Origin of the sequence: Labrys sp. 22185 (assembly GCF_052045555.1) — a bacterium.
Lineage (GTDB): Bacteria > Pseudomonadota > Alphaproteobacteria > Rhizobiales > Labraceae > Labrys > Labrys neptuniae.
The window spans coordinates 775,747-787,936 of the sequence record NZ_JBQEPH010000001.1 but is presented as its reverse complement, the minus strand read 5'-3'; the positions used below and the strand labels follow the sequence as shown (position 1 = coordinate 787,936).

At 64.0% G+C, this 12,190-nt stretch carries 11 protein-coding genes; 2 read left to right on the top strand and 9 right to left on the bottom strand.

Features of this window, described 5'->3' with window-relative positions:
* Positions 1–67 precede the first annotated feature (67 nt).
* Together pdxA and rsmA are read left to right on the top strand one after the other, a co-directional pair.
* The gene (gene pdxA / locus ACTJKX_RS03680; protein ID WP_440724407.1) at positions 68–1,072 is read left to right on the top strand and encodes a 4-hydroxythreonine-4-phosphate dehydrogenase PdxA; all 1,005 of its coding nucleotides are present in this window, start codon (positions 68–70) and stop codon (positions 1,070–1,072) included.
* 2 nt (positions 1,073–1,074) lie between these two features.
* Entirely contained in the window at positions 1,075–1,917 is an 843-nt protein-coding gene (gene rsmA, locus ACTJKX_RS03675) for a 16S rRNA (adenine(1518)-N(6)/adenine(1519)-N(6))-dimethyltransferase RsmA (protein ID WP_440724406.1), read from the top strand.
* 2 nt (positions 1,918–1,919) lie between these two features.
* Here rsmA and gmk read toward each other — a convergent pair whose 3' ends face one another.
* The 9 genes from gmk to ade all read right to left on the bottom strand — a co-directional run bounded on the left by gmk (position 1,920) and on the right by ade (position 12,142).
* Positions 1,920–2,585 (bottom strand): guanylate kinase, encoded by a 666-nt coding sequence (gene gmk / locus ACTJKX_RS03670; RefSeq protein WP_311933171.1) that lies wholly within the window; start codon positions 2,583–2,585, stop codon positions 1,920–1,922.
* Entirely contained in the window at positions 2,582–3,469 is an 888-nt protein-coding gene (locus ACTJKX_RS03665) for a YicC/YloC family endoribonuclease (RefSeq protein WP_440724405.1), read from the bottom strand. The genes gmk and ACTJKX_RS03665 overlap by 4 nt, the downstream gene beginning before the upstream one ends.
* A 161-nt stretch (positions 3,470–3,630) precedes the next feature.
* The gene (gene mltG, locus ACTJKX_RS03660; protein WP_440724404.1) at positions 3,631–5,070 is read right to left on the bottom strand and encodes an endolytic transglycosylase MltG; all 1,440 of its coding nucleotides are present in this window, start codon (positions 5,068–5,070) and stop codon (positions 3,631–3,633) included.
* Between the two features lie 564 nt (positions 5,071–5,634).
* Positions 5,635–6,894, bottom strand: a complete 1,260-nt coding sequence (gene fabF / locus ACTJKX_RS03655) for a beta-ketoacyl-ACP synthase II (protein ID WP_311933174.1) — start codon at positions 6,892–6,894, stop codon at positions 5,635–5,637.
* Between the two features lie 255 nt (positions 6,895–7,149).
* Positions 7,150–7,386, bottom strand: coding sequence for an acyl carrier protein (locus ACTJKX_RS03650; protein WP_068287214.1), 237 nt, complete (start codon positions 7,384–7,386; stop codon positions 7,150–7,152).
* Between the two features lie 244 nt (positions 7,387–7,630).
* Positions 7,631–8,368 (bottom strand): 3-oxoacyl-[acyl-carrier-protein] reductase, encoded by a 738-nt coding sequence (gene fabG, locus ACTJKX_RS03645; protein ID WP_311933175.1) that lies wholly within the window; start codon positions 8,366–8,368, stop codon positions 7,631–7,633.
* Between the two features lie 104 nt (positions 8,369–8,472).
* On the bottom strand, positions 8,473–9,417 hold the full coding sequence (gene fabD, locus ACTJKX_RS03640; RefSeq protein ID WP_440724403.1) for an ACP S-malonyltransferase: 945 nt from the start codon (positions 9,415–9,417) through the stop codon (positions 8,473–8,475).
* A gap of 237 nt (positions 9,418–9,654) precedes the next feature.
* Entirely contained in the window at positions 9,655–10,251 is a 597-nt protein-coding gene (locus tag ACTJKX_RS03635; protein WP_440724402.1) for an NAD(P)H-dependent oxidoreductase, read from the bottom strand.
* Between the two features lie 187 nt (positions 10,252–10,438).
* Entirely contained in the window at positions 10,439–12,142 is a 1,704-nt protein-coding gene (gene ade / locus ACTJKX_RS03630; protein ID WP_440724401.1) for an adenine deaminase, read from the bottom strand.
* Positions 12,143–12,190 lie beyond the last annotated feature (48 nt).

Sequence of the window (12,190 nt, the reverse complement as noted above, 5' to 3'; positions counted from 1 at the left end):
CGAAGCGAGCCGGCCTGCCCCGCCCGGGGCTGGCCCGCTCATGCAAGCGAGCTCATCTGACCTGATCATGCCGACCGAACAGTCCTCGCTGCCAATTGCCTTGACCATGGGGGAACCGGCAGGCATCGGCCCGGAACTGATCGTGACGGCAGCCTCAGCCCGCCGCGAAGCCGCGCCTTTCTTCGTCTATGGCGATCCCGGCCTGTTGTCGGACCGTGCTCGGCGCATCGGTCTCGATCTGGCCATCGTCGAGACCGACGAAGCCGGCGCACTCGCAGGTTTCGCACGTGGCCTTCCTGTGGTTCCCTTGGCCAATCCCGCCCCTGACCAGCCCGGCAGGCCCGATGTCGCCGGTGCCGCCGCGGTCATCGAGTCGATCGAACGCGCCGTGCTGTCTGTTCGCCGCGGGCAGGCCCGGGCCGTGGTCACACCTCCGATCATGAAGGAGGTGCTCTATCGCGCCGGCTTCAGCCATCCCGGCCATACCGAATTCCTGGGTGAATTGGCGCACCGCCATTGGGGCCATGACGGCAAGCCGGTGATGATGATCTGGTCCGAAACGGTGGCCGTGGTGCCGGTGACCATTCACATTCCCTTGGCCGAGGTGCCCGCAGCCCTCAGCGAGGAGCTGATCTTTGAGACCGGGCTGATCGTTGCCCAGGATCTGAAGGCCCGTTTCGCCATCACGGCTCCGCGGCTCGCGGTCGCCGGTCTCAACCCGCATGCCGGCGAGAATGGCACGCTGGGCCGGGAGGACAACGCCGTCGTCGCGCCCGCAATCGCCCGGCTGAGAGCGGCCGGCATCGACGCTCGCGGTCCCCTGCCCGCCGACACCATGTTCCATGCTCGGGCGCGCCAGGGCTTCGACGTCGCCTTGTGCATGTATCACGATCAGGCCCTGGCGCCGGCGAAGGCGCTCGCCTTCGACGAGGCCGTCAACGTCACCTTGGGCCTGCCCTTCATACGCACCTCGCCCGACCATGGCACGGCCTTCGACCTTGCCGGTACCGGCGAGGCCAACCCTTCAAGCTTCCTTGCCAGCCTGGCGCTGGCCGACAGGATGTCCCGCTGACCATGGCCCAGATCGACAACCTTCCTCCGCTGCGCGAGGTCATCCGACAGCACGAGCTGATGGCCAAGAAGTCCCTCGGCCAGAACTTCCTGCTCGACCTCAACCTCACCGCCAAGATCGCGCGTGCGGGCGGCTCACTGGAGGGGGTGAATGTCGTGGAGGTCGGCCCCGGTCCCGGCGGCCTGACCCGCGCTCTGCTCGCCTGCGGCGCTCGCCATGTGGTCGCCGTCGAACGCGACGAGCGCTGCCTGGCGGCCCTTGCCGAAATCGCGGCCCACTATCCCGGCCGGTTGACGGTCCATGCCGGCGATGCTCTCGAAGCGGATTGGCCGGCGCTGATCGCCGGACTGGACGGGCCGGTGCGCATCACCGCCAACCTGCCCTACAACGTGGCGACTCCCCTGCTGATCGGCTGGCTGAAGACCGAGCCCTGGCCGCCCTGGTTCCAGTCGATGACGCTGATGTTCCAGAAGGAAGTTGCCGAGCGCATCGTGGCCACCGAAGCGGACGAGGCCTATGGCCGCCTCGGGGTCCTGGCCGGATGGCGGACGGAAGCGGAAATCGTCTTCGACGTGCCGCCGAGTGCCTTCGTGCCACCGCCCAAGGTCACCTCGTCTGTGGTGCATCTGCGCCCCCGCCCGGCGCCGCTGCCCTGTACACCGGCAGCCTTGGAGCGGATCACGCAGGCCGCCTTCGGCCAGCGGCGCAAGATGCTGCGCCAGAGCCTCAAAGGTCTTGGTGGTGACCTCGCGGCCGCGCTGGCCGATGCGGGCCTGCGCCCCGAGATGCGCGCCGAGGAAGTCCCGGTCGCCGCCTTCGTCGCGCTGGCGCATGCCTTGAAGTAGCGTCAGCGCCCGCGTGTGAGTGCGTCGAGGTCGGCCTTCAGCGTATCAACCAGCTGGCCGACCTGCGACTTGTCCTGGCGCTTCATGCGTTCGACGTCGAGGATTTCCTTGAGCTTGGCATAGGTCGTCTGCAGGTCGGTGTTGACCAGCACATAGTCATATTTCGTCCAGTGGCTGATCTCGACGCGGGCATTCTGCAGGCGCTGCAGGATGATCTCGGGACTATCCTCGGCCCGCCGCTCCAGCCGCGCCTTGAGTTCGGCCACCGACGGCGGCAGGACGAAGACGGAGACGATATCCGGCCTCATCTTGTTGTAGATCTGCATGGTGCCCTGCCAGTCGATATCGAACAGGACATCACGCCCGGCGGCCAGGGCCTCTTCCACCGGCCCGGCCGGCGTGCCGTAGTAATTACCGTGTACTTTGGCCGATTCCAGCAATTCGCCCTTCTCGCGCATGGTCTCGAAACTACCGGCGTCGATGAAGCGATAATGCACGCCGTCAATCTCGCTGCCACGGCGCGGCCGCGTCGTTACCGAGATCGACAGATGCATCGACTTGTCTTCGGCCAGAAGAAGGCGTGTCAGCGTAGTCTTGCCGGCACCGGAGGGCGAGGAAACGATCAGCAGGAGGCCCCGGCGCTGGGGAACGGACGCAGTGCTACTCATTCGATATTCTGAACCTGTTCGCGGAATTGCTCGACCACTGCTTTGAGAGAAAGACCGGTCGCGGTCAAGCTGACATCATTCGCCTTGGAGCAAAGGGTGTTGACTTCCCGGTTGAACTCCTGCGCGAGGAAGTCGAGGCGCCGTCCCACCGGGCCGCCCTTGGCCAGCAGATCGCGAGCGGCGGCAACATGCGCATGCAGCCGGTCGAGTTCCTCGCGGATGTCGGCCTTGGCTGCCATCAGGATCGCCTCCTGGTGCAGCCTGTCGGGGTCGAGCGACGATGAGGCGTCGAGCAGGGCGGCAATCTGGGCGGCAAGCCGCTCCCGCACGGCCGCGGGCTGGCGCGCTGGATTGGTGTCCGCCTCACGGGTGAGGGCCTCGATCTCGTCGATACGGCCGAGCAGGACGCGGGCGAGCGCCTGCCCTTCCCGCCGCCTCATCTCGGCGCATTGGGCTACGGCCCTGGCGAACCCCTCCAGCAGGACCTCCTGCAGCGCGACGCGTCCGGCCTCGTCCTCCTCCTGCTCCTCGACCTCGAGCACCCCCTTGATGGCAAAAAGGCCATCGAGGCGTGGAGCCGCAGCATCCACCTTGTGCGAGGCCTCGGCCATCGCCGAGACGATGGCGTCGAGCACCGCCTGGTTGATACGCACCACCGGCGCCACGGCGTCGCGCTTCAACGACAAACCGATCTGGCACGAGCCGCGGGCAAAAGCGGCGCCCAAGGCGGCGCGCGCCGATGCCTCCAGCGCATCGAATCCGGGCGGCAACCGGAAGCGGACGTCGAGGCTCTTGCCATTGACGGTCTTGATTTCCCAGGCCCAGCGGTTCGCACCGGTCTGTCCTTCCACCCGGGCAAAGCCGGTCATACTGACAACGGACATCTTCCAACGTTCCATACAGTGATTTCAGCATCCGACCGGATGGATTTCACCGGCAACCGGAACTGAGCGCTCGCTCCCGATGCGCCGCGGGCGCGTCGAATAAGCCTGACAGAAGATAGAGCCCCGCGGCCCCGCGCTCAAGCGGCTCGCACGCAGCCAGCCTATTGCACCGACTGCGGCGAGTTCAGATCGAAGGTCTTGTCGAGCAGCGGGTCATGGTTGGTATTGGCGACAGGATCGTCGAAGCCGCCCTTCTTGGGCTTGCCAGCCTGGGCCGGGTCGGCATTGGGTACGGCCGGCGCCTCTGCAGCCGGGGGCGCCGAAGGAGCAGGCAGCGGGACATCGGCTGCAGGTGCCGGTGACGGAGCGGGCGCTGGTGACGGAGTTGGTACCGGTGGCGGCGTGGGCGCAGACGGTGCCTCGGCCTCCGTCTGCTGCTTGCAGGCCTTGCTGCCCTTCTTGCAAGGCTTTAGCGGTGGCTTGGCTGCGGGGGCCTCGGCCGGGGCTGGCGCCGGCGCCGCTGCGGCATTGTCCGGTGCCGGCGCAGGTGTCGGCTGCGGCGGTGCGACGGTGGCATTGCCGCCCTGCTGCTGGAACTGGCGCCATTTGGCGACATTCTTGTTGTGCTCGTCCAGAGTCGGAGCAAAGGCATGCCCACCCGTGCCATCGGCAACGAAGTAGAGATCCTTGGTCGCCACGGGGGTCGCCACGGCCTGCATGGCGGCCCTGCCGGGATTGGCGATGGGGGAAGGCGGCAGGCCGGCTATGGTGTAGGTGTTGAAGCGCGTCGGCTGCGAGAGGTCGGCGCTGGTCAGCGCCCTGTCCAGCTTACCCTTGCCGCCAACCATGCCGTAGATCACGGTCGGATCGGATTGCAGGCGCATGTTCTTCTGCAGCCTGTTGATGAAGACGCTCGCGACATGGGGTCGCTCGTCCGCCTGGCCCGTCTCCTTCTCGACGATCGAGGCCAGCGTTACCATCTCAGCCGGGCTCTTCAGCGGCAGATTGGGCGCGCGCTGCTTCCAGATCTGATCGACCAGGGCCTTCTGCTCTTCCTGCATCTTGCGCACCATGGCCGAGCGCGTGGTGCCACGCTCATATTTGTAGGTGTCGGGCAGGAGAGCTCCTTCGGGCGGCACCGGCGGGGCATCGCCGGTGAGCAGGTCGTCCTGGCTCAGACGATCGATGATCATCTGGCTGGTGAGGCCCTCGGGAATGGTGATCGAATGCTGGATCACCTTGCCGTCCACCAGGATGTTCATGACGTCATACATCGAGGCACCGGGCTTGAAGGCGTATTCGCCCGCCTTGAGATTGCTATGTCCCAGGATCAACGCGCCGGTGGTGAAGACGGTGGCACTGTCGATCACGCCCTGGCGCTCGAGGGAATCGGCGATCTCGTCACGGCCACTGCCCTTGGGCACATAAACGGTCTTGGCTTCGGAGAGCGGCCCGGGCGAGGTGAACTGGCGCAGACCGAAATAGCCGCCGATGGCGATCAGCATCAGCAGGACGAAGATCGCGTTGCCCGCGACCACGAAGGGATTGCGCACGGCGCTCGAACGTGTCGGCGGCTTGGCGACGGCATCGGGCTGGATCATGTTGCGGGATCCGCGCGAGCCGGCAGCACCTTTCCCGAAGGAGCGCGAGCGTTCGTTCGCTAGTCCCGAATCATCCCGATCATCGACCATAGAAACCTCGTACGCCTACATATTTGCCCGCCTCGACCGCGGGCCGCAGAGCCTGGCAACTGGCGGATCTATTGTGCCATGCCCGAGGCGCCCTGTGTTCCCACAGAATCGCCAAGAATCGCAAAAACGCGTCGAAACAAAGAGTTAGAGCAAAACACGGCCTTTGCCAAAATGCGCTTTGCCACACAAATACCAGTGTGTTTCGGCGAAAATGCATCAAAATACGAACAATAAGGCGACCTCCGATTGCCGAAACCGGAGGCCGTACACCTCTATCCCAGCGGGACATGCCCTGCGAATATGGCAGAAATGCCGGCCGGTTCCCCATGCCTGCCATGGGCCGGGCGTCTTGCGATTTCTTGGAAGCATCAGGAACCGCACGGACGCTCGAGCCAATCCCGTTGGATGGGCTCGGAAACAAGGAACCCGAGCAAGGCGCGTTCATGCCTGAACGCGCCTTGCTCGGGCGAAGGATCAGTCGGCCTTGCGCAGAATCAAGGACGCGTTGGTGCCGCCGAAGCCAAAGGAATTGGAGAGCACCACATTCACCTCGCGCTTGCGCGCCTGCAACGGCACCAGATCGATCGGTGTCTCCACTTCGGGATTCTCCAGATTGATGGTGGGCGGCACGATCTGGTCGCGAAGGGCCAGGATCGAGAAGATCGCTTCGATCGCACCGGCAGCGCCGAGCAGATGGCCGGTCGCCGATTTGGTCGACGACATCGAGGCCGTCGCGGACGCATTTCCGAGCAGGCGCTGGACGGCGCCGAGCTCGATCGTATCCGCCATGGTGGAGGTGCCGTGGGCGTTGATGTAGTCGATCTCGCCGACGGAGATACCTGCCCGCTTCACTGCCATCTGCATGCTGCGGAAGGCGCCGTCGCCGTCTTCTGACGGCGCAGTGATGTGATAGGCATCGCCGGAGAGGCCATAGCCGATGACTTCGGCGTAGATCTTGGCGCCACGCGCCTTGGCGTGACCATACTCTTCGAGCACCACGCAGCCGGCGCCCTCGCCCATGACGAAACCGTCGCGATCGCGGTCATAGGGGCGCGAGGCACGTGTGGGCTCGTCGTTGAAGCCGGTCGACAACGCGCGGCATGCGGCAAAACCCGCAAGGGCGAGACGGCAGACCGGGGATTCGGTGCCGCCGGCCACCATCACCTCGGCATCGCCGAGCGCGATCAGGCGGGCGGCATCGCCAATGGCATGCGCACCGGTCGAGCAGGCCGTGACCACCGCGTGGTTCGGCCCCTTCAGGCCGTGACGAATGGAGACCTGGCCGCCGGCCAGGTTGATCAGGCGGCCGGGAATGAAGAAGGGCGAGATGCGGCCGGGACCGCGATCGCGAAGCGTGATCGCGGCATCCTCAATGCCCTGCAGGCCGCCAATGCCCGAACCGATCAGGACGCCGGTCTCTTCCTGGTCCTTCTGTGAGGCGGGATGCCAGCCGGCATCGTCGAGCGCCTGGGTGGCCGCGGCCATGGCGAAGACGATGAAGTCGTCGACCTTGCGCTGCTCCTTGGGCTCCATCCACTGATCGGCATTGTAGGTGCCGTTGCTGCCATCGCCATGCGGAATGAGGCCGGCAATGCGCGCCTTGAGATCCTCCGTCTCGAAACGGTCGATCTTGACGATGCCGCTCTTGCTCGCAAGGAGATTGGACCACGATGTTTCGACATCGCCACCCATCGGGTTGACCATGCCGAGACCTGTTACGACAACGCGCCTCATAGAACCTCCAAAGGCCGGGGAATCGCCCTCCCCGGCTACTCAAACCCGTTTGATCGCAAAATTGCCTGACGCAAGGCGGGCATTGAAAGGCAGGCGCCCTGAGGGCTGCCCTTCCAATGCCTCGAACGCATTGCCTTTACGCTGAACTGGCAGCCGCTATGCCTGCTGTCACTCCAGGGTTCCCGGCAATGATGCAATCTCGTCCCCCGGCCGGTCGATGGATGGATATCGGGGAGCTTTCGCTCCCCGATCGTCTCAGGCCGTAGCCTTGGTCAGGAACTTGACGGCATCGCCGACGGTCAGAATCGTCTCTGCGGCATCGTCGGGGATTTCGCAGTTGAACTCTTCCTCGAAAGCCATGACCAGCTCAACCGTGTCGAGCGAGTCAGCGCCCAGATCGTCGATGAAGCTCGCATTCTCGGTGACCTTGTCCGGATCGACGCCGAGGTGTTCAACCACGATCTTCTTCACGCGGTCTGCGATATCGCTCATTTTTCGTTCCTTTGATAAACCAAGACTGCCTGCCGGCACTTTATTCCGCCGCCGGTGAGGCGGTCGGTGTTTGGATAGTTCCTTGAGCCGGGGCCAATCCTTCGATTGACCTCCGATTATCCCGGACAATCACATTCGTAGGGGCCATCGGAATGTCCCTCGGCGGTGATTAACACACTTCAAATGCCATTGCCAGCGGGCATCCCGCCAGTGGAAATCACTGTGGAATTGACGCCTAACTCGTTCAAATCATTGCCATTCCGCCGTTAATATTCAAAGTTTGCCCGGTGGTATAGGCAGCCTCTGAAGAGGCAAGGTAAACGGCTGCCGCCGCAATCTCGTCGACATGACCGAGCCGATGCACGGGGATCGCGGCAAGGATCGGTTCCATTTGCTTCTCGTTGAGGGCATCCGTCATCGCCGTTTCGATGAAGCCCGGCGCGATGCAATTGACGGTGATTCCGCGGCTCGCAACCTCATGCGCGAGCGACTTGGACATGCCGACCAGGCCGGCCTTGGAGGCGGCATAGTTGGTCTGGCCGGGATTGCCGATGACACCGGAAAGCGAGGCAATGTTGATGATGCGGCCGGTACGGCGCTTCAGCATTCCCTTCACCGCGGCCCGCGACAGATGGAAGGCAGCAGAGAGGTTGACGGCGATGACGCTGTCCCAGTCCTCATCCTTCATGCGCAGCATCAGATTGTCGCGGGTAAAGCCGGCATTGTTGACCAGGATGTCCAGCTGACCCAGGGCCGCCTCGACACTCGGGACCAGCGCGCCGAGCTGTTCCTTGTCGGTCAGGTCGCAGGCGAAGACGTGGGCACGCTCGCCCAGCTTGGCCGCCAGTTCCTCCAGCACCGCCTTGCGCGTACCGGAAAGCGCCACCGTGGCGCCCTGCCGATGCAGGGATGCGGCAATGGCCGCTCCGATTCCGCCCGTGGCGCCGGTCACCAGGGCTATCTTGCCAGTAAGGTCGAACATCGTCATCCCCAATCGAGTGCTGCCGGCCACTGCGGGCGCACCCTTTATTGTTTATCCTCACCCGAAATGACCACCCGCTGTCGAGCGGGTGGCCGTGGGCCCTTTCATCGCAGTGTCGGCGCGAATGCCGCTACATCGTCCGGTGTACCAATGCTCACCGCTTCTACGCCGGAGGCTATACGCCTGACCAACCCGCTCAGAACCTTTCCAGAGCCGACCTCCACCAGCTTGGTGACACCGGCCCCGGCAAGATATTCGACACTTTCCCGCCAGCGGACGGTTCCCGTCACCTGCTCGACGAGGCGGCGGCGGATCTCGGAAGGATCCGAGATCGGCTGGGCAAGGACATTGGCAACCAGAGGCACGACCGGCGCTGCGATGGCGACCTTTTCAAGCGCCTCGGCCATGGCATCGGCAGCCGGTTGCATCAGGGCGCAATGGAAAGGAGCCGAAACCGGCAGGAGGATGGCGCGCTTGGCGCCCTTGCCCTTGGCGATCTCCACCGCCCGCTCGACCGCTGCCTTGGTGCCGGAAATGACGACCTGGCCCGGCGCATTGTCGTTGGCGGCCTGGCAGACTTCGCCCTGCGCTGCTTCGGCGGCGACGGCGGCCGCCTGCTCATAGTCGAGACCGAGGAGGGCGGCCATGGCGCCGGTCCCCACGGGCGTCGCGGCCTGCATCGCCCGCCCGCGAATGCGCAGCAGGCGGGCCGTATCGGCGATCGTCAGCGCCCCCGATGCAGCCAGGGCCGAATATTCGCCGAGCGAATGGCCGGCGACGAAGCTGGCATGTTTCCTGAGATCGAGGCCAGCCTCGTCCTGCAGCACACGGAAGGCTGCCAGGGAGACGGCCATCAGCGCCGGCTGGGCGTTCTCCGTGAGCGTGAGGTCGTTGTCCGGGCCATCCCAGATCACGGCCGTCAGCTTCTGGCCAAGCGCTGCGTCGATCTCGTCGAAGACGGCGCGGGCTACGGGAAAGGCATCGGCAAGCGCCTTGCCCATCCCCACGCTTTGGCTTCCCTGGCCGGGAAACGTGAAGGCGATACTCATGCAAGAACCCCGTTTGAGACGGCGCGTTGAGACAATAGGCTGCTGCCTGAGTCAAGTCCGAAGGGTGAGAATACCCGTTCATCTTACACAAACTTGGCAAAACTCGGTCTTTGCGGATCTTTCGGCAGAGCTCGCTGGCAATTCCGCCGCCCGGGGCGCATCCGCGTCAACCGACCGCGTGTTTAGAATTGGTCAAATATCCTCCCAACATTCTGCGGAACCGCCTTCCGGCACTCCTCAATTCTTGAGGGATGCCAGCCTCTTCTCGACCTTCGCAAGAAAATAGCGGCGCTGCTTTTCGGTGGTTTCGTCGAGACGGTGCAGTGCCAGCCACATCGTGCGGCAACGCGGAGCGCAAAGACTCTTCAGGCCGCGCAGAAGAATATTGCGTCCAGGCGCCTTCATGAACAAGGTCCACCACCACCAGGGCGATCCCAATGTGGAGATGACGCCCAGCAGGCGGATCTGGGTCAGCACCGGGCCGATCGCCTTGCCGTTTTCGGGCATGGTGAAGGTGGCGTGCGGCACCCAGACCCGCTCGAGCCAGCCCTTGAGCATGGCCGGCGGTCCGTACCACCAGGTGGGATGAATGAAGATGAGCCCCTCGCACCAGCGCAATTGCGCCAGATGCTCGGCCACGGGCGCCTCATTGCTGCCCGGTTCGTGATAGCCGCGCCTTTCCTCTGCACTCATCACCGGATTGAAACCCTGCGCATAAAGGTCGATCAGGCGGACCTCATGCCCCGCCTTGTCGAGCGCGCGCAGGGCGGTATCCCGGATCGAGGCGCCAAAGCTCTCCGAACAAGGATGGCAATAGACGACGAGGAGTTTCATCGCGGGTACTCTGAAGCGAAATGCGCTTTGATAAAAAACGTACTTTTATACTAAAATCGGCTCGACGCATCGCTGTGAGTTGAGTTTATTTATTCAAATCACAAAAGTTTTTAGCTGGAAACTGAGTCCGGAATACTGCATGAGCGGTGGTTGCAGAATGCTGATGCAGCACCGTCAAGACCATGACTCAAGCGGCGATCAATTCGAAGCGATCGACGTCGACCATGCCCTTGTCGGTGATCTTGAGATGGGGAATGACCGGCAAGGGCAGGAAAGCCACCTGCAGGAAGGGTTCGGCCAGGGTGACACCAAGGGATTTGGCGGCTGCGCGCAGCGGAATCAGGTGGTCTCGCACTTCCTCGAAAGTCAGCAAGCTCATCAGGCCCGCCACCGGCAGCGCCAATTCGGCCAGGATGACGCCATCCCGGGCCACCACGAAGCCGCCGCCGATCTCGCCGAGGCGGTTGACCGCCAGCGCCATGTCGGCGTCATCGGCACCGACCACGCAGATATTGTGCGAATCGTGTCCCACCGAGGAAGCGATTGCCCCCTGCTTCAAACCGAAGCCCTTGACGAAGCCGCGACCGATATTGCCGTTGACGCCATGGCGCTCGACCACGGCCACCTTCACCACGTCCTGGTCGAGGTCGATATTCCGATAACCACTCTCATAGGGCAGGCTCAACCTCAGATGCTCGGTGATGATCTTGCCGGGCACCACACCCATCACCGGCCCGGTCGGCCCGCCTGCCTTGACGCGGAAATCGGCCGCCGAAACGCGGGGAGCCTTCATCGAGCCAAGCCCCACCGGTGCAATGCGGGTCCGCCCCTCGAACAAGCCGTCCTCCACCAGCCGGCCGGCGCTGATCACCTGGCGCACGGCACAATGGTCGAGATCCTCGATGAGCACGATATCGGCCCGCTTGCCGGGCGCGATCACACCACGATCCCTGAGCCCGAAGGCCATGGCCGCCGACAGGGTCGCGGTACGATAGGCCGCCAGCGGCTCGGCGCCGAGGGCGATGGCGGTGCGGATCATGAAATCCAGATGGCCCTCCTCGGCAATGTCGAGGGGATTGCGATCGTCGGTGCAGAAGGCGAGATAAGGCGAGTTCCTGACCGTGATCAACTCGGCAAGGGCATGCAGATCCTTGGAAACGGAGCCTTCCCGGATCAGCAGCGTCATGCCCTTGGCAAGCTTTTCCCGGCCCTCCCTGGCCGTTGTCGTCTCATGGTCAGTACGAATGCGGGCGGTGAGATAGGCATTCAGATCAGTGCCGATGAGAAGCGGGGCATGGCCGTCGATATGGCCGTCCTGGAACGGCAGAAGCTTGGCGAGGCAGGCAGGATCGGCGTTGATCACGCCCGGGAAATTCATGAACTCGGCAAGGCCGATCACGCGGGGGTGGTTCTTGAAGGGTGCGAGATCCGCAGCCTCGAGCCTCGCACCGGCGGTCTCCAGATGGGTGGAGGGCACGCAGCTCGAAAGCTGGACGCGCAGGTCCAGCGCCGTCTCACCGGCCGCCTCCAGAAAATAGCGGATGCCATCGGCCCCGACCACGTTGGAAATCTCGTGCGGATCGCAAATGGCCGTGGTCACGCCATGCCGGAGCACGCAGCGGTCGAATTCGGGAGGGGTGACGAGCGAGGATTCGACATGCAGATGCGTGTCGATGAAACCGGGCACGGCCACAAGCCCGCGCCCGTCGATCTCGCGCCGGCCGCGATAGCTGGCATAGGTGCCGACGATGCGATCTCCGCCGATGGCGATATCGGTCTCGGCGAGGTCGCCGCTGACAAGGTCGAGGAGGCGCACATTCTTGATCACCAGATCCGCCGGCTCGGTGCCCCGCCCCTGGGCGATCAATCGGGCGAGTTCGCTGGCGTCCATCCGGGCGATTCCTTCTGCATGCAAAGGAGCAACTTAGACCTTGGAGCG